General features: G+C 72.2%; 1 protein-coding gene (only partly in view). It reads left to right on the top strand.

The window, feature by feature from the left end; translation table 11 throughout:
• A protein-coding gene (locus tag ACWESM_RS05605) for a non-ribosomal peptide synthase/polyketide synthase (protein ID WP_452491033.1) crosses the window boundary here: on the top strand, window positions 1–20,673 show its 3' portion. 4,773 nt of this gene lie to the left of the window's left edge; 20,673 of the gene's 25,446 nt are visible here — the last part of the coding sequence; its start codon lies off the left edge, out of view; it ends in the stop codon at window positions 20,671–20,673.

The raw sequence follows: 20,673 nt of genomic DNA, 5'->3' as shown, positions 1-20,673 counted from the left end.
GGGGTCGGCCAGGCCGCGGCGCGGCTGGTCACCGGACCGGCGGGGGAGTTCCTGGCGGGCTACGTGATCGCAGCGCCCGGCGCGACGCTCGATCTCGACGCGGTGAAATCGTGTGTCGCTCAGCGTCTTCCCAGCTACTTGGTGCCGACCGCAGTGGTCGAGCTGAACGAATTCCCCCGCAACACCAGCGGCAAGCTCGATCGCGCCGCCCTGCCGATCCCGGTGCTCGCGGCCGAGCGCTTCCGTCCGCCGGTGAGCGCCGCGCAACGTCTGGTCGCCGCGGTGGTCGCGGAGGTGCTGCGGGTCGAGCGGGCCGGGCTGGACGACGATTTCTTCGCTCTCGGCGGCAGCTCGCTGGACGCCACCCAGGTCAGCGCCCGCACGGGTGAGGCGATGGGAGTGCGCGTTCCGGTGCGCGCGCTGTTCGACGCGCCCACGGTGGAGGGCTTCGCCGCCGCCGTCGAGCGGCTCGGCGCCGCAGGGGCGCCGCGACTCCCACTGGTCCGCCGTCCACGGCCCGAGCGGGTGCCGCTCTCGCCCGCGCAGCAGCGCCTGTGGTTCCTCAACCGCGTCGAGAGCCAGGACGGCGCCGACAGCGTCTACAACCTGCCGATCGTGCTGCGGCTGACCGGCCGCCTCGACGTGACGGCGCTGGAGCGCGCCGTACTCGACGTGCTCGCCCGGCACGAGACGCTGCGCACCACCTTCCCCGAAACCGACGACGGCCCCTGCCAATCCGTTCGCGACGCCACCGACATCGGCCTGAGCCTGCATCCGGTGCCGATCGACCGCTCCGCACTGGAGGATGCCGTGGCAGGCATCGTCGGCGCCGGGTTCGACGTGACCGCCGAGTTGCCCTGCCGGGTCGCGCTGCTCGCGGTGGAGCGGGTCGACGAGGCGCGCGGCGTCACCGGCGACGAATACGTGCTGGTGTTCGTCGTGCACCACATCGCCGCCGACGCCTTGTCGATGGTCCCGCTGGTCACCGACCTGGTCGGGGCCTACCTCGCGCGCCTGACCGGGCGGCGGCCGGACTGGGAGCCGCTGGCGGTGCAGTACGCCGACTACAGCCTCTGGCATCGGGACCTGCTCGGCGCCGAGGACGTCCCCGGTGATCTCGCCTACCAGCAGCTGCGCTTCTGGCGCGACGTGCTGACCGGCGCGCCGGCGCAACTGCCCCTCCCGGTCGATCATCCACGGCCCGCGATCCCCTCGCACGAGGGAGCGGGCGTCGATTTCGTGATCGAGCCCGAGGTCGTCGCCGGCTTGCGCGCGCTGGCCCGGCGCGGCGGCGCGACGTTGTTCATGACGCTGCACGCGGCCTTCGCCGCCACCCTGGCCCGGTTGAGCGGCAGCGCCGACATCGTGATCGGCTCGCCCGTCGGCGGACGCGGGGAGCGGGCGCTGGACGCACTCGTCGGCATGTTCGTCAACACCCTGGCGTTGCGCACCCGAGTAGCCGCCGACGCCTCGTTCGCCGCGCTGCTGAGCGAGGTGCGCGAGGCCGATCTGGCCGCGTTCGCCAACGCCGACCTGCCATTCGAGCGCCTAGTGGACGTCATGGCGGTGGATCGCTCCGCGGGCGCGCATCCGCTGTTCCAGGTGATGTTCAGCTTCGAGACCGCGACGCCCGCATTCGGCGGGAAAGCCATGGAGGTGCCGTGGCTGTCGGTGCACCCGGTCGAGATCCCCGACAACGGAGCGAAATTCGACCTGCACTTGGTGGTGGCGGAGCGCGCGGATTCGGCGGGACTGTCGGGCACCCTGCGCTACGCGACCGATCTGTTCGACGCCGCGACCGTCGAGTCGTTCGCCGACCGCTTCCAGCGGATGCTCGCCGCCGTCGCGGTCGACGCCGGTGCGCGGATCGGTGACATCGAACTGCTTTCGGACGCCGAACGCACACGGGTGTTGCGGGTGTGGAATGCCACCGACCGCCCGTTCCCCGAATCCGACACGCTCGCCTCCCTGTTCGCCGCGCAAGTCGAACGCACACCGGACGCGCCCGCGGTCACCTTCGAGGAGACGACGCGGGCCTACCCGTCGCCGGACCACAGCTCCTCAGCGGCTGGCTCTGCGGCGCCGGCCCACCCGTCACCCGACCAGGACCTCTCAGCGGGTGGCTCCGCTGTCCTGCCTCAGCTATTGCCCGGCCACCCCTCGGCGGGTAGCTCTGCGGCGCTGGCCCACCCGTCACCCGGCCACCCCTCGGCGGGTAGCTCCGCGACGCTGGCCCACCCGTCACCCGACCACCACCCCCCAACGAGTCGCTCCGCGACGCTGACGTATTCGGAATTCGCCGGGCGGGTCAACCGGCTGGCGCGGTGGCTCGTCACCCAGGGCGTCGGCCCGGAAACGCTGGTTGCGCTCGGTATGCGCCGATCCCTCGACCTGGTGGTGGGCATGTACGCGGTCACCGTCGCGGGCGGCGGATACGTGCCACTCGATCCCGACCACCCCGCCGAACGCACCGCCCACATCCTGGCCACCGCCGCGCCGGTGTGCGTACTGACCGCAGGCGCGGACCTGAGTTGCGGCGTGCCCGAGACGCGGATCGACCGGCTGGACCTGTCCGGTTACCGGGACACCCCGCTCACCGACGCCGACCGGCGCGCTCCGCTGCGCCCGGCGAACACCGCCTACGTGCTGTTCACCTCGGGCTCCACGGGCAAGCCGAAGGGTGTCGCGATGAGCCACCGCGGCATCGTGAACCGGTTGTGCTGGATGCAGTCCGCGTATGCCGCGCTCGGGCCGGGCGATGTGCTGTTGCAGAAGACGCCCGCCACCTTCGACGTCTCGGTGCCGGAGTTCTTCTGGCCGTTGCAGGTCGGCGCGCGCATGGTGCTGGCGCGGCCGGACGGGCATCGCGACCCGGCGTATCTGGCCCGCCTCATCCGCGCCGAGGGCGTCACCGCGGCGCACTTCGTGCCGTCCATGCTGGCCGTCTTCGTGGCGGGCGAGTTCGACGTGCCGTCGCTGCGTGAGGTGTTCTGCTCCGGCGAGGCGCTACCCGTCGGCGTGGCCCAGCGGATGCGCGAACTCACCGGCGCGCGGGTGCACAACGGCTACGGCCCCACGGAGGCCGCGGTGGAGGTGACCTTCCACGAGGTGCGTGACACCGACTTCGAGACCGTGCCGATGGGCGAACCGATCTGGAACACCAGAACATATGTGCTCGACGCGCGACTGCGGCCGGTGCCTGCGGGTGCGCCGGGGGAGTTGTATCTCGCGGGCGTGCAACTGGCGCGCGGCTATCTGGACCGCCCCGGCCGCACCGGCGACCGGTTCGTCGCCGACCCGTTCGGGCCGCCCGGTGAACGGATGTACCGCACCGGCGACTCGGTGCGGTGGAACGCTTCGGGAGAGCTGGAGTTCCTCGGCCGCACCGACTTCCAGGTCAAGATCCGCGGCTTGCGCGTCGAACTCGGCGAGATCGAGTCGGTGCTGCTCGCGACGCCCGCCGTGACCCAGGCCGCCGTACTGGTCCGGGACGATCGCGGCGTGGGCGAGCGCCTGGTCGCCTATTTGGTGACGGACGGACCGGTCGAGATCGCGGCGGTGCGTGACGCGGTGGCCCAACGGCTTCCGGGCTACATGGTGCCGCAGGCGTTCGTGGTGCTGGACCGGTTCCCGGTGAACGCGTCCGGGAAGCTGGACCGATCGGCGCTGCCCGCGCCCGTGATCGCCGGCGTGGTGTTCGAGGCGCCGAGCGGTGCGGCGGAAGAACTCGTCGCCGGGACATTCTCGGCTCTGCTCGGGGTGGACGAGGTCGGCGCCGAGGACGATTTCTTCGCCCTGGGCGGCAATTCGCTCAGCGCCACCCAGCTCGCCGCGCGGCTTGGCAAAGCCACCGGCGGGGAAGTGGCGGTGCGCACTGTCTTCGACGCGCCCACGGTGCGGGCGCTGGCGCGGCGGATCACGGTCGATGCTCCGGCCGAGATCGGGCCCGTCGCGCTGCCGCCGCTCACGCCGCAGGAGCGCGGCCGGTCGATCCCGCTGTCGATCGCCCAGCAGCGCATGTGGTTCCTGAACCGGTTCGACACCACCAGCGGCGCGTACAACATCCCGTTCGCGCTGCGCCTCACCGGAGCGCTGAACGTGCCCGCCCTGGAGGCGGCGATCGCCGACGTGATCGCCCGGCACGAAACCTTGCGCACGATCTATCCCGAGCAGGACGGCGGTGCGACGCAGCTGGTGCTGCCCGCGGGGACGAAGCTGGTCGAGCTGGTCGCACGGCCGGTTCCCGCGCCGCAGGTGCCCGAACTCGTCGCCGCCGCCGCGCGAGCCGGGTTCGACGTGACCGCCGAGGTCCCGCTGCGCGTGCGCCTGCTGCGCGTGGAGGACGACGCCGCGGCAGGCAGCCACCAGGTGCACGTCCTGCTGTTCGTCGTGCACCACATCGCCGCGGACGGTTGGTCGTTCGCGCCGCTCACCCGGGATTTGGCCAACGCTTACGTCGCGCGGTGCGCGGACACGGCTCCCGCGCCGGGAGCGTTGCCGGTGCAGTACGCCGACTTCGCGATCTGGCAGCGCACCGCGCTGGGTTCCGCCGACGACCCGGCCTCGGTGCTGGCACGCCAGCTGTCCTACTGGACCGACCGGCTGGCCGGGCTGCCGGAGGTGCTGACACTCCCGTCCGACCGGCCCCGCCCCGCGGTCGCCACCAACCGGGGCGGCGCGCTGACCGGACGGCTGGACGCCGCCCTGCACGAGCGGATCCAGGAACTGGCCGCCGCGCACCGGGCGACCCCGTTCATGGTGCTGCACACCGCGCTGGCCGTGCTGTTGAGCCGTTACGGCGCGGGCCAGGACGTCGTGATCGGCGCGCCGGTCGCCGGGCGCGGCGAGGAAGCGCTGGACGAGTTGGTCGGCATGTTCGTCAACACGCTGGTGCTGCGCACCGAGGTTCGCCCGGACGCGACTCTGGCCGAGTTGCTGGCGTCCGTGCGCGCGGCCGACCTGGCCGCCTTCGATCACGCCGCGGTGCCGTTCGAGCAGTTGGTCGAGGTGGTGAACCCGGTTCGCTCACAGGCGCACGCTCCGCTGTACCAGGTCGCGCTGACCTTGCAGAACCAGACCGCGCCGGAGTTCCGGCTGCACCGGCTGGCCATCGCGGCGCTGGAGATCGGCGCGGCGCCGATCCAGCTCGACCTGGACTGGACGCTGACCGACCGCTACACCGCTGACGGCGCGCCCGACGGCATCGACGTGCACCTGCACTACGCGCTGGACCTGTTCGACGAACCGACTGCCGCAGGGTTCCTCGCCGCCTTCGACCGCGTGCTGCGCGCCATGGTGCGCGACGCCCGCACCAGGGTCGGCGCGGTCGAGCTGATGTCGGTGGCCGAACGCGGCCTGCTGCTGTCGGATCGCAACGCCACCGCGCACCCGTTGCCCGCCGAGACGCTGGACGACCTGCTCACCGCCCGTGTCGCGGCCACGCCCGACCGTGTCGGCGTGCGTTATGAGAACGAAGCGGTGACCTACGCGGAGTTCGCCTCTCGCGTGAACCGTCTGGCCCGCAAGCTGATCCGGACAGGTGTGGGCCCGGAGGACATCGTCGGCCTGGCCGCGGCGCGCTCGATCGACATGCTCGTGGCGATGTACGCGATCGTGCGCGCGGGCGCGGCGTATCTGCCGATCGATCCGGCGCACCCGGCCGAACGCCTGGCGCAGGTCGTCGCGAGCGCGGAGCCCCGGTTGGTGCTGACCGCCGGTGACGTGACGCTGCGCCCGCTCGACGGCGTCCCCGTGCTCGAGCTCGACGCTCTCGACCTCGATGACTTCGCCGACGGACCGGTGGCCGACGCCGAGCGGATCACCGCGCTGCGCCAGGACAACACGGCCTACGTGCTGTTCACCTCCGGCTCCACGGGGCGGCCGAAGGGCGTCGCGGTGACCCACCGCGCGATCATGAACCAGCTGCGCTGGCTGGAATTCCGTTACCAGGTCACGGCGTCCGACCGCATCCTGCAACGGGCCCCGCTGACCTTCGACGTGTCGGTGTGGGAATGCTTCCTGCCGATCGCCGTCGGCGCGCCGCTGGTGATCGCCCGGCCCGGCGGGCACCTGGACCTGGCCTACTTCGCGGATCTGCTGCGCGAACACCGGATCACCATCGCGGAGTACGTGCCCTCGGTGCTGGCCGCGCTGATCGGCGAGGGCATGGGCGACGCGCTGCGGTCGTTCCGGCATCTGCACTGCGGAGGCGAGGCGCTCACCCCGGACCTGCTCGCCGCGCTGCGCGGCAGCTTCGACGGCGCGGTGCACAACGCCTACGGCCCGACCGAGGCGGCGATTTCGGCGATCTACCACGAATTCACCGACAGCGACGCCGAATCCGGGCGGGACGTCGCCATCGGCCGTCCGTGCTGGAACACCAGGGCCTATGTGCTGGACGACCGGTTGCGCCCGGTGCCGATCGGCGTCACGGGCGAGCTGTATCTCGCGGGCGACCAGCTGGCGCGCGGCTATCACGCCCGCCCCGGACTGACCGCCGAGCGGTTCGTCGCCGATCCGTTCGGCGTGCCCGGCCGCATGATGTACCGGACCGGCGACCTGGTGCGCTGGAACCGCGACGGCGATCTGGTGTATCTGGGCCGCAACGATTCGCAGGTCAAGCTGCGCGGCCAGCGGATCGAGCTGGGCGAGATCGAGTCCGTCCTCGCCGCCGCGACCGGCGTGACCAACGCGGCGGTGCTCGTGGCTCGCGACAACTCTGGACAGGAATGCCTGGTCGGTTACGTCACCGGAGCCGACCCGACGCCCGATGCTGTGCTCGACGACGCGCGGGCACAACTGCCCGCGTACATGGTGCCCGCCCACATCGTCGTGCTGGACCAGATGCCACTGACCACTGTGGGCAAGCTCGATCGGTCGGCGCTGCCCGCTGTCGAGCTCACCGGCGCCACGGGAGACTTCCGCGCACCGCGGGAGGGGACCGAGGCGGTGCTCGCCACCCTGGTCGCCGACCTGACCGGCGCGGAGCGGATCGGCGCGGACGACGACTTCTTCGCCCGCGGCGGCAACTCGCTGCTGGCCATGCGGCTGGTCGCCCGGGTCAACGCGGCCTTCGGGTGCGCGCTGACGGTGCGCGAGGTCTTCGAAGCGCCGACCGTGGCCGGACTCGCCCTGCGAGTGGCGGGATCGGAACGGCCGGACGTCACCCGGCCCGCGCTCGTTCGCCGCGAACGGCCGGAGCGGATCCCGTTGTCCCTGGCACAGACCCGGATGTGGCTGCTGCACCGGCTCGATCCGGATTCGGCGGTCTATCACATCCCGATCACCATCCGGCTCACCGGCGCGTTGGACCTCGCGGCATTGCGCGCGGCCGTGCGCGACGTGATCGATCGGCACGAATCGCTGCGCACCGTCTTCCCCGCCGACGCGGACGGCCCCGCCCAAGTCGTCCGCACCGGCGCGGATGTGCCCGAACTGCCACTGCATCCGATCGAGGTGACCGAGCCGAACCTGCGGGACGCGGTGCTCGCGTCGATCGGCGAGAGCTTCGACCTGCGCAGTCGTATCCCGATGCGGGCGAGCCTGTTCCGCGTCGCGCCCGAAGAACATGTGCTGGCCGTGGTGGTCCATCACATCGCCGCCGACGGCGTCTCCACCGCACCGCTGGCCCGCGACCTCATGACGGCCTATACCGCGCGCGTCGCGGGGGAGCGGCCGTCGTGGCCGCCGCTGCCCGTGCAGTACGCGGACTTCACCCTCTGGCAGCGCGAGGCCCTCGGCTCCGCGGATGATCCGGACTCGCCGCTGTCGAACCAGATCGCCTACTGGCGCTCGGAACTCGACGGACTCGCCCCGGTGCTGGAACTGCCCGCCGACCGTCCTCGCCCGGCGGTGGCCTCGGGGCGCGGCGCCACCGTCGACTTCGCGATTCCCGCCGACCTCACCGGGTCGATCGCGGAACTCGCCCGGCGGCACGGCGTCTCGATGTTCATGGTGTTGCACGCCGCCTACGCCGCGCTGCTCGCCCGACTCGCCGGAGTCGGCGACGTCGCCATCGGCACCCCCGTCGCGGGACGGGGCGAACAAGCGCTGGACGACATGGTCGGCATGTTCGTCAACACCCTCGTACTGCGCACGCCGATCACGCCGGACGCGTCGTTCGCCGCCTTTCTCGGCGGCGTCCGGGAGATCGACGTGCGGGCCTTCGCCCACGCCGACCTGCCGTTCGAGCGCTTGGTCGAGGAGCTGAACCCGATTCGCTCGCAGTCTCATTCGCCGCTGGTGCAGACACTACTCACCTTCGAACAGCACGACGACACCGTGCTGCGCCTGCCCGGCCTGACGGTGACGGCCTATCCGCTGGACAACCGCGTCGCGCAGTTCGACCTGGCGGTGGAACTGACCGAACACCGCGTCGCGACCGGTTACGCGCTGCGCGGCGTGCTGCGGTATGCCACCGACCTGTTCGACCGAGCCACCGTCGAGACGTTCGGGGCGCGCTTCACGCGCGTGCTGCGGGCCGCGGTGGCCGACCCCTCGGTGCGGGTCGGCGACCTCGAAATCCTGGACGACGCGGAACGGGCACTGGTGCTCGACCGCTGGAACGACACCGCCGTCCCCGTCGACCCGGCCGCCACGCTGATCTCGTTGTTCGAGGCGCAGGTCGCGAGGACCCCGGACGCGCCTGCGGTCACGGTCGATGGGCGCACCCTGTCCTACGCCGAGTTCGCCGCGCGGGCGCGGCGGCTGGCGCGCTGGCTGGTCGCTCAGGGCGTCGGCCCGGACGCGCCGGTCGCGCTCGGCATGCGACGGTCGCTGGATCTGGTGGTCGGCATCTACGCGGTCACCCTCGCGGGCGGCGCGTACGTCCCGCTCGACCCCGACCATCCGGCCGAGCGGCTGGAGTACGTGCTGTCGACCGCCCGGCCGGTGTGCGTGCTCACCTCGGGCCTCGACCTGGACGCGGGCGCGGCGCGGCAGGTCCGCGTCGACCGGCTCGACCTGACCCGATACTCCGCCGATCCGCTCACCGCCGGAGACCGGCTCGGTGCGCCCGCCCCTGGCCACACCGCGTATGTGATCTTCACCTCAGGATCGACCGGTCGCCCGAAGGGCGTGGCCGTCACCCACGCGGCGATCGTGAATCGCCTCACCTGGATGCAGTCGGCCTATCCGCTGGTCACGGACGATGTGGTGCTGCAGAAGACCCCCGCCACCTTCGACGTCTCGGTCTGGGAATTTTTCTGGCCCTTGGCTTTCGGCGCTCGCTTGGTGGTCGCACGTCCAGATGGGCATCGCGACCCCGCCTATCTGGCCCGCCTGATCGTCGAGCAACGCGTCACGACGGTGCACTTCGTACCCGCCATGCTGGCGGTTTTCCTGGCGGATCCGCGCACAGAAAAGTGCATTACGCTGCGCAACGTCTTCGCATCGGGCGAGGCATTGCCCGCGGTTGCCGCGCAGCGGGCGCGAGAGGTGATCGGAGCGCGGGTGCACAACCTGTACGGCCCTACCGAGGCCGCCGTCGACGTCACCTATCACGAGGTGACCGATCAGGACCTGGTGTCCGTGCCGATCGGCAGACCGGTGGCCAACACCCGCCTGCTGGTGCTGGACGCCCGGATGCGGCCGGTCCCGGTCGGCGTTCCGGGGGAGCTGTACCTCGCCGGTGCACAGCTGGCCCAGGGTTACGTGGCGCGCCCGGAGTTGACCGCCGACCGGTTCGTGGCCAACCCGTACGGCCCCGCCGGGGCGCGGATGTACCGCACCGGCGACCTCGTCTCCTGGACCGGCAAGGGTGAGCTGGAGTATCTCGGTCGCACGGACTTCCAGGTGAAGCTGCGCGGTCTGCGCATCGAGCCGGGCGAGATCGAGTCGGCGCTGTCGGCGCTGGACGCGGTTGCCCAGGCGGTGGTGCTGGTCCGTTCGGACGAGCGGTTGGGCGCTCAGCTGGTCGCCTACCTGGTTGCCTCGCGCCGCCACCCGATCGACATCGAGGACGTGCGGGCCGCGCTGAGCGCCGAACTGCCCGCGTATATGGTGCCCACCTCGTTCGTCCTGCTCGAGCGGTTCCCGGTCAACGCCTCCGGCAAGCTGGACCGCGCCGCGCTGCCCGCGCCGCGGTTCGCGACCGTGGGGTACCGAGCTCCGGCCACTCGGACCGAGGCGACCGTCGCGGGGATCGTCGCGGCTCTGCTCGGCGTCGAGCGCGTGGGGGCGGACGACGATTTCTTCGCCCTCGGCGGAAACTCGCTGCTCGCGACCCAGGTCGCCGCCCGGCTGGGCGCCGAACTGGACGCCGAGATCCCGGTGCGCCTGCTGTTCGAGGCGCCGACCGTGACCGCGCTGGCCGCGCGGGCCGAACGGCTCGCGGGGACGGGCGCCAAACCGGCGCTCGCGCCCCGGCCGCGCCCGGAGCGCATCCCGCTCTCGCCCGCGCAGCAGCGGATGTGGTTCCTCAACCGCTTCGATCCCGCCGAAACCGTGCACAACATCGCGGTGGTGGTCCGCCTCACCGGCTACCTGGACCCGGACACCCTCGCCGGCGCCGTCGCTGACGTGGTCGGCAGGCACGAAACGCTGCGCACCGTGTACCCCGACCACGAGGGCGTCGGGTACCAGCGCATCCTCGACGCCGATCAGGTACCCGTCATCCGAATGCTGGAAGCGACGGGCGCGCTGCGGGAGTTCGTCGCCGCCCCGTTCGACCTGACCGCCGAAGTGCCGCTGCGCGTCGGCCTGGTGACCCGGTCCGATCGCGACCACCTGCTGGCGCTGGTGGTGCACCACATCGCGGCCGACGGCTTCTCGATGGGCCCGCTGGCCCGCGATCTCGCCGCCGCCTACGCGGCTCGCGCGACGCGAACCGCCCCGGTCTGGACCGAACTCGACCTGCAATACGCCGACTACGCGCTCTGGCAGCGCGAGGTGCTCGGCGCCGAGGACGACCCGGACTCGGTGGCCGCACGCCAGCTCGCGTACTGGCGCGAGACGCTGCGGGCTCTGCCCGCCCAGCTCGACCTGCCCGCCGACCGGCCGCGCCCCGCCGTCGCCTCGCACATGGCGGCGAGCACGACCGTCGCTCTCCCGCAGGAGATAGGCGCGGGCATCGCCGAGGTGGCCGCGCGCTACGAGGCCACACCGTTCATGGTCGTGCACGCCGCGCTGGCCACCCTGCTGGCCAGGCTGTCCGGCACGGAGGACATCGCGATCGGCGCGCCCGTCGCGGGCCGCGGTGACGCGGCGCTGGACGAGTTGGTCGGCATGTTCGTCAATACCCTGGTGCTGCGCGCGCAGGTCCCCGGCTCGGACACCTTCGCCGCCGTGCTGCGCCGGGTGCGCGAGCGCGACCTGGACGCCTTCGCCCATGCCGACGTACCGTTCGAGCGCCTGGTCGAGCTGCTCGACCCGCCGCGTTCGCAGGCCAGGCACCCGCTGTTCCAGATCGCGCTGTTCTTCCAGAACCTCGGGCCGGTCACCCTGGACATGGCAGGCGTCGCCGTGGCGGAGCACGACTTCGACTACGAGGCAACGCCGTTCGACCTCCAGCTCACCGTCACGGGTGACGCGCTGCGCTTCACCTACGCCACCGACCTGTTCGACGCCGACACCGTGGCGACGTTCGGCTTGCGCTTCACCCGTCTGCTCGCCGCGGTGACCGCCGACCCGGAACAGGTGGTCGGCGACATCGACCTGTTCGGCGCGGGCGAACTGCGCCGCGTGGTCACCGAGTGGAACGACTCCACGCACACCGCCCTGGCCGACGAACTGCTGCTCGACGAATTCGAGGCGCAGGCCGCCGCGACGCCCGACGACCCCGCGCTGGTGTTCGTGCCCGACAGCGCGATGCCTCCCGTCACCGTGACCTACGGCGAGCTGGACCGGCGCGCCAACCGGCTGGCCCGCCACCTGATCGCGGCGGGCGTCGGCCCGGAAGCGCTGGTGGCGCTGGCGATCCGGCGCTCACCGGAGCTGGTGGTCGCGATGTACGCGGTGCTCAAGGCGGGCGGGGCGTATGTGCCGATCGACCCGGACCACCCCGCGCGGCGCATCGCCCACATCCTCGACACCGCCGCGCCCGTGGCCGTGCTCACCACGGCGGCCGACCGGATCGACCTCGGCGATTCCGTCGCCACCGTCCTGGTCGACGCCGTCGCGCTGGACGGTTACGCCGACGACCCGATCGCGGCCGACGAACGTCGCGCGCCGATCCACCCGCGCAGCCCGGCGTACGTGATCTTCACCAGCGGCTCCACCGGGAAACCCAAGGGCGTCAGCGTGTCGCACGCCGCGATCGTCAACCAGATGACCTGGATGCAGTCGCGGTACGGTCTCACCGCCGAGGACGTCTACCTGCAGAAGACGGCGACCACGTTCGACGTGTCGCTGTGGGGCTACTTCCTGCCGCTGCGGGTCGGCGCCACCCTCGTGCTGGCGGCTGCGGACGGCCATCGCGACCCGGCCTATCTCACCGGCGTGATCGCCGAAAGGCAAGTCACCGTCACCGATTTCGTGCCGTCGATGCTGAGCGTCTTCGCCGGGCACGTCGCCGCCGCAGGGCGCGGCGCCGCACTCGCGTCGCTGCGCACGGTGTTCGTGATCGGCGAGGCGCTGCCCGCCGAGACCGTGCGGGCATTCGGCGCGGTGAGCGCCGCACGGGTGCACAACCTGTACGGCCCCACCGAAGCGGCGGTGAGCATCACCCACCGCGACGTGACGGGCGAGAGTGACCGCACCGCGCTGCCGATCGGCAATCCGGAATGGAACAGCCGCGTCTACGTGCTGGATTCGCGGCTGCGCCCGACGCTGCCCGGCGTCGCGGGCGAACTGTATCTCGCGGGCGTCCAGCTCGCGCGCGGCTATCACGGCAGGCCGGATCTCACCGCGGACCGGTTCGTGGCCGATCCGTTCGGCGCGCCGGGGCTGCGGATGTACCGCACCGGCGACCTGGTGCGCTGGGAGACCCGAGGGAACACCGCCGAATTGGTGTACCTGGGCCGCACCGACTTCCAGGTGAAGTTCCGCGGCCAGCGCGTCGAGCTCGGCGAGATCGAGGCCGCGCTCGCGGCCGCCCCCGGGGTGGCGCAGGCGGCGGCCCGGGTGGTCACCACCGTCACCGGCGACGATCACCTGGTCGGTTACGTCACCACCGAGCCGGGCGCGGTGCCTGCGGATGCCGAGGTGCTGCGCGCCGCCGCGCGCACGCTGCCGTCGTACATGCTCCCCTCGGCTCTGGTCACGCTCGACGCCTTCCCGCTCAACGCCTCCGGCAAACTGGACCGGAAAGCGCTGCCGGATCCGGTTTTCGACCGCGCCGCCTATCTCGCCCCCGTCACCCTGGCCGAGCGCGTAGTGGTCGAGGCCTTCGAAACGGTGCTGGGCGATGGGCCGATCGGCGTCGACGACCACTTCTTCGCCCTCGGCGGCAACTCGCTCAGCGCCACCCGCGTCGCGGCCCGGCTGGCCGACCGGCTCGGTCGCCGCGTCCCGGTGCGGCTGCTGTTCGAAGCGCCGACGGTAGGCGCGCTGGCCGCGCTGCTCACCGCGGAGGCCGCCGCGACCGAACAGGTGGTGCCCTTGGTCGCCGGACCGCGACCGGAACGGATTCCGCTCGCGCCGGTCCAGCGTGGCATGTGGTTCCTCAACCGGCTCGATCCGGCGTCCGCCGCGCACAACATCCCGGTCGCGCTGCGCATAGAGGGAGAGCTGAACACCGACGCCATGATCGCCGCGTTCGCCGACGTCGTGGCCAGGCACGAGACCTTGCGCACGGTGTATCCGGCCGACGCGACCGGCGCGGGTCATCAGGTGATCCTGCCCGCGGACGGCGCTTCGGTGCGCTTGACGGTCGAAGCGCTGGACGGTCGCGCCGCCGACGACCGGATCGCCGAGTTCCTCGACGCCGGTTTCGACGTCACCGCCGCCGTTCCGGTGCGCGCGGTGCTGCTGCGGGAGCACGCCACCAGCCACGTGCTGGTCGCGGTGGTGCACCACATCGCGGCCGACGGTTATTCGATGAGCCCGTTGCTGCGCGATCTGCTGACGGCCTATCTCTCCCGCGTACTCGGCGCCGAACCGGTCTGGCCCGCGCTCGCCGCCCAGTACGCCGACTACGCCCTGTGGCAGGACGCTCAGCTGGAAACCACTGCCGCGCACCAACTCTCGTATTGGGCGGAGACGCTGCGCGATCTGCCGGGCGAGCTGGAGCTGCCCGCCGACCGTTCGCGTCCCGCCGTCGCGAGCAAGCGCGGCGCCAGCGTGCGGGCCAGGATCGGCGACGGGATCGCGGCGCGGGTCCGTGAACTGGCGCTGCGCCACGACGCGACGCCGTTCATGGTGGTGCACGCCGCTCTCGCCGTGCTGCTGTCCCGGTTGTCGGGTTCCGGCGACGTCCCGATCGGCACCCCGCTGGCCGGACGCGGCGCGGCGGCCCTGGACGACCTGGTCGGCATGTTCGTCAACACCGTGGTGCTACGCGCCGAAGTGCACGCCGACGAGTCCTTCACCGACCTGCTCGCCCGGGTCAGGGCCGTCGATCTCACGGCGTTCGAGCACGCGAGCGTGCCGTTCGATCGGGTGGTCGACGAACTCGGCGTCGAGCGGTCCCAGGATCGGCATCCGCTGTTCACCGTGGCGCTGAGCTACCCGAACACCGCCGCCGACGCCTTCACCGTGCCCGGTCTCGAACTCACCGCCGTCGCGTTCGACGAACAGGTGGCGCGTTTCGACCTGCAATTCACCGTCGCCGCCGAGCCCGACGCCGACGGCCACCTCGCGGTCGAACTGGACTACGCCACAGACCTCTTCGACGCCGCCACCGCGCGCGCTCTGCTGCGCCGCTTCGGCAGGCTGCTCGGCACGCTCACCTCGCGACCGGACGCGCCGATCGCCGCCGCCGATCTACTCGCCCCCGCCGAACGCGCCGGCCTGCTCGGCCGCCGGGGCGACGCGCCGGTGCCGCCGCGCACGCTTGCCGAACTGATGGCCGCCGCCGTCGCGTTCGACCCCGGCGCGGTCGCGCTGGTCGGCGGCGAACGGCAGCTGACCTACCGGATGCTGGACGAGCAGTCGTCGCGGCTGGCGCGCATGCTCATCGGCCACGGTCTCGGCGCGGAGGACGTGGTGGCCGTCGCGGCGCCGCGCTCGATCACCTCCGTGCTCGCGGTGTGGGCGGTGGCCAAGACCGGCGCCGCGTTCGTTCCGGTCGACCCGACCTATCCGGCCGAGCGGATCGCGCACATGCTGACCGATTCCGGTGCGGCGCTGGGCCTGACGATCGCCACCTGCCGCGCGGCGCTGCCCGGTGCCGTCGACTGGCTGGTGCTGGACGCCCCGTCCACGGCCGCGCGGATGCGCCGCAACAGCACGGCGCCGATCGACCCCGCCGAACTCGTCCGTCCCGTGCGGTGCGCGAACCCGGCCTGGATGATCTACACCTCCGGCTCGACCGGGACGCCCAAGGGCGTGGTCGCCACGCACGGTGGCCTCGCCGGAGTGGCCCTCGCCCAGCGGGACCGGTACCTGGTCACCGCGGACGCGCGCGTGCTGCACGTGGCCTCGCCCAGCTTCGACGCGTCCATGCTGGAACTGCTGCTGGCTCTGTCCGCGGGTGCGGCGTTGGTGATCGCGCCCCCTGGCGTCTACGGCGGCGCGGAACTCACCGCGCTCATCCGTGACCGGCGGGTGACGCACGCGTTCCTCACCCCGGCCGTCCTGCCCACGCTCGACCCGGCCGAGCTGGACTGCTTACGGCAACTCACCGTCGGCGGCGAGTCCTACGGCCCGGACACGGTGCGCCGCTGGGCCCCCGGCCGGTCGTTCCACAACACCTACGGCCCGACCGAGACCACCGTCATCGCGACGATCAGCGCCGCGCTGCGGCCCGGCGACCCGCTCGACCTGGGCACGCCGATCCACGGCATGTCAGCGGTGGTGCTGGACGGCAGGCTGCGGCCCGTGCCGGTCGGCGTCACCGGCGAGCTGTACCTGCGCGGTCCAGGCCTGGCCCGGGGATACCATGCGCGACCAGGGCTTTCGGCCGCACGGTTCGTCGCCGACCCTTACGGTCCCGCGGGCGGACGGCTGTACCGGACCGGTGATCTGGTGCGCTGGACCGGATCCGGCGCACTGCGCTATGTCGGGCGTTCCGACCACCAGGTGAAGGTGCGCGGCCTGCGCATCGAACTCGGTGAGATCGACGCCGTGCTCGCGGCGCACGAGACGGTGCGCACGGCCGTCACCGTCGGCCACACCGATGCCTCGGGTGCGGTATCGCTGGTCGCCTATGTGGTCGCGGCCGCGGGCCACACGATCGACGCCGCCGACCTGCTGGCTCATGCCGCGCGCTCGCTCGCCGCGTACATGGTGCCGAGCCGCGTGCTGTCGCTCGACGAGCTGCCCCTGACCCCGGTCGGCAAGCTGGACCGTAGAGCATTGCCGCAGCCCGAGTTTCGCGCTGCTCCGTTCCGTGCGCCGCGTACCGAGACCGAGCGGGCGGTGGCGCACACGGTCGCGGAGGTGCTCGGACTCGACGGCGGCGTGGGCCTGGACGACGATTTCTTCGCCCGAGGCGGCAATTCGCTGACCGCGACCCAGCTGGCCGCGCGGCTCGGTGACCGGCTCTCGGTCGCCGTCGGCGTCCGCGCGGTGTTCGAGCACTCGACCGTCGCCGCGCTGGCCCGCGCGCTGGACGACGCCTCAGGTGGGTCCGCGCGTCCCGCGCTCACCCGGCGCGCGGTGACCGGTCCCGTGCCGCTCTCGCTCGCGCAGCAGCGCATGTGGTTCCTCAACCGCCTCGATCGGCAGTCCACCGCCTACAACATCCCGCTGGCGGTGCGCCTGACCGGCGAGCTGGACGTGGCGGCGTTGAACGCCGCGATCGGGGACGTGGTGGCTCGCCACGACGTGCTGCGCACCGTCTACCCGCTGCATGCGTCCGGACCGGTGCAGGTCGTATTGCCCGTCGCGGACACCACCCCGGTGCTCGCGCCCATCGCCGTCCCGGCCGACGACCTGGCCGCGGCGGTGGCCGATTTCGTCGGCGGCGGCTTCGACGTCGCCGAGACCGTCCCGGTCCGCGCCCGGTTGTTCGCGCCGGTCGACGGCGACGCGGCGGGGACCGAACACGTGCTCGTGGTGGTGGTGCACCACATCGCCGCGGACGGCTCGTCGCTGGCGCCGCTGGCGCGCGACGTCATGTCCGCTTACGCAGCACGCAAACGCGGCGTCGCACCGGACCGGGCACCGCTTCCCGTGCAGTACACCGATTTCAGCGTGTGGCAGCGTGAACTGCTCGGCGCGGAGGACGATCCCGCCTCGCTGCTGGCGCGGCAGATCCGATTCTGGACCGAGACGCTGGCCGAGCTGCCCGCGCAGCTGAGCCTGCCCACCGATCGCCCGCGTCCCGCGGTCGTTTCCACGCGCGGCAGGCACGTCGATTTCGCGATCACCCCGGATGTGCACACGCGGCTGGCCGATCTCGGCCGGTCCTGCGGCGCCACGCTGTTCATGGTGTTGCACACGGCGTTCACGGTGCTGCTCGCCCGCCTGTCGGGCACCTCGGACATCGCGGTGGGCACCCCGGTGGCCGGGCGCGGCGCCGCCGAACTCGACGACGTTGTCGGCATGTTCGTCAACACGCTGGTGCTGCGCGCCAGGGTGGACGCGGGCGAGGGCTTCACCGACCTGCTCGCGCGCGTGCGCGCCGCCGACGTCGCGGCCTTCGCGCACGCCGACGTGCCGTTCGAGCGTCTGGTCGAGGTGCTCAACCCGGAGCGCTCCACCGCTCGTCACCCGCTGTTCCAGGTCGGCTTCTCCTTCCACAACCAGGCGGAGGCCGATTTCTCGCTGGACGGATTGACCGTCACCGCCGCCGATTTCGAATCCGAAGTCGCCCAGTTCGACCTGCATTTGATCGTCACCGATCGCTACGGCTCCGACGGAACCCCGGCTGGCATGGCGGCTTCGATCACCTACGCCACCGCCCTGTTCGACGAGTCGACGGTGGCCGGTTTCGCCACTCGCCTGCAACGGCTGCTGGGCGCGGTGTGCGCGGACCCGCGACTGCCGGTCGGGGATCTCGCGCTGCTGGACCCGGCGGAGACCGAGCGCGTGCTGGTCACCTGGAACCAGTCCGGGCGCGCCCGCACGCCTGCCACGCTGGCCGCCGCGTTCGAGGCGAGGGTGGCCAGGACGCCGCAGGCCATCGCGATCGTCGACGACGCCACGACGGTCACGTACCAGGAGTTCGGCGCGCGGGTCAATCGCCTGGCCCGGGTGCTCATCGCGCGCGGCATCGGCCCGGAAAAGCTGGTGGCGCTGGCTATTCCGCGCAGCGTCGACCTGCTCGTCGCGATGTACGCGGTGGTGACGGCCGGTGGCGCCTACGTGCCGCTCGACCCGGCGCATCCGCTGGAACGCACCGCGAGCGTATTGGCCGCCGCAGCGCCGCGGCTGGTGCTCACTTCGGCGCGGGAGCCGATGCTGCCCGCGACGGCGTCGGAACACAGCGTGGTGCTGGATATCTCGACCGTCGCCGACACGGTGGCCGACGGTCCGGTGCGCGACGACGAACGGATCGCCGCGCTGTCGCCAACGAACACCGCGTATGTCATCTTCACCTCCGGTTCCACCGGCGCGCCGAAGGGCGTGGCGATGCCGCACGCCGCCGTCGCGCACCAGCTGGATTGGATGCAGTCGGAATACGCGCTCGGCCAAGACGACGCGGCGCTGGTGCTGACCTCGGCCGCGTTCGACCTGTCGGTGTGGGAGTACTGGTGGGCGCCGCGGGCCGGGGCGCGGCTCGTGCTCGCACCTCGGGGCGCGCAGCGCGATCCGTCGGGGCTGCTCGACCTGGTGCGCCGTGCCTCGGTGACGACGCTGACGCTGGTGCCGTCGCTGCTGGCGATGCTGGCCGAAGCGTCCGGCGAGCGCCGCCTGCCGCGTTCGCTGCGCCGACTGCTGGTCATCGGCGAGGCGTTGCCCGCCGCGACGGTGCGGCGGGTCCAGGCGCTCACCGCGGCCAGGATCGACAACCTCTACGGACCCACCGAAGCCGCGGTGTCGGTGACCCGCTTCCGCACCGCCGCGGGCGACCGGCAAGCGCTGGTGCCCATCGGCACACCCGAATCCGGCAACCGGGTCTACGTGCTCGACGACCGTCTGCACCCGGTGCCCGCCGGGGTGACCGGCGAGCTGTATCTCGGTGGCGCGCAATTGGCCCGCGGCTATCACGGCAGCGCCGAGCTCACCGCGGAGCGGTTCGTGGCCGACCCGTTCGGACCCGCGGGCACTCGCCTGTACCGCACCGGCGACATGGTGCGCTGGTCCGCGGGGGGCCACCTCGAGTACGTCGAGCGGCGCGACTTCCAGGTGAAGATCCGCGGCTACCGCATCGAACTCGCGGAGATCGAGCATGCCCTGCGCTCGCGGCCCGAGATCGGCGAGGCGATTGTCGTCGCCTACGACACCGACGGCGCGAACGCCGTGCTGGCGGGCTATTTCACCGCAGCAGAGCGGCTCGACCCGGCCGCGTTGCGCGCCGCGCTGGCCGAGATCCTGCCGAGCTACATGGTGCCCGCCGTGCTGCGGCAGTTGGCGACGTTGCCGCTCACCGCGAACGGCAAGGTCGACCGCTCCGCCTTGCCCCGACCCGAGACACAGGCCCGGGAATTCCGCGCCCCCGGCACCGACTTGGAGCATGCCGTGTGCGCGGATTTCGCCGAGATACTCGCCGTCGAGCGGGTCGGCCTGGACGACAATTTCTTCGAGCGCGGCGGCAACTCGCTGCTGGCCACCCGCCTGGCCGTCCGGCTGAGCGCGGCGCTCGGCGAACAGATTCCCGTGTTGTGGCTGTTCGCCGCGCCGACACCGGCCCGCCTGATCGCCCAGCTGGAGCAGCACCGGTCCGGTCGCGGCCGGGTGGACGCGACCGCCGCGTTCGACGTCGTGCTTCCGCTGCGCACCGGCGGCGCGCGGGAGCCGCTGTTCTGCCTCCACCCGGCCGGCGGCGTCGCGTGGTCGTTCGCGGGCCTCGCGGCGCACTTGGACCCGGAGCGCGACGTGTACGGCATCCAGTCGCCGGTGCTCAACTCGGAGGCCATGCCGGAGTCCATCGACGACTGGGCGAGCCGCTACGTGCGCGAGATCCGCGCCGTGCAGCCCGAGGGCCCGTATCACCTGCTCGGCTGGTCGCTCGGCGGCGTACTCGCGCACGCGGTCGCGGTGCGGCTCCAGGAGCAGGGCCAGCGGGTCGCGGTACTGGCCATGATGGACAGCTCGCTGCGGGTCGCCGCGCACGCGGTCATCGCGCTGCCGGTCGCCGATCTGCTCGGCGGGTTGCTCGGCGAAGCGGCCGACGACGAGGACGCCGAACTCGACCCGCCTCGGCTCGCGCGCCTGCTCGCGGACCTGCCCGAGCCGTTCGCCTCGTTCGGCGCCGACCGCCTCGACCGTGTGCTCGGCGCGGGCGCCGGGTCACTGGAGTTGATCCGGCGCTACCGCCCCCGCCCCTACAAGGGCAACCTCGTGTACTTCACCGCCGCGCTGGACGATCCGACCGGTGCCGCGGGCGCCGCGAGCTGGGCGGACGCCGTGGACGGCACCGTGCACAACCACGCGGTGCACGCCTCGCACTGGCGGATGACCTCCGAATCCGCGCTGGCACGGATCGGCCACGTCCTCACCGCGGCGCTGGCCGACACCGACCGCCCTTAG

This window comes from Nocardia sp. NPDC003999, from assembly GCF_053604885.1.
This window is presented reverse-complemented; position numbering and strand designations above follow the sequence as displayed.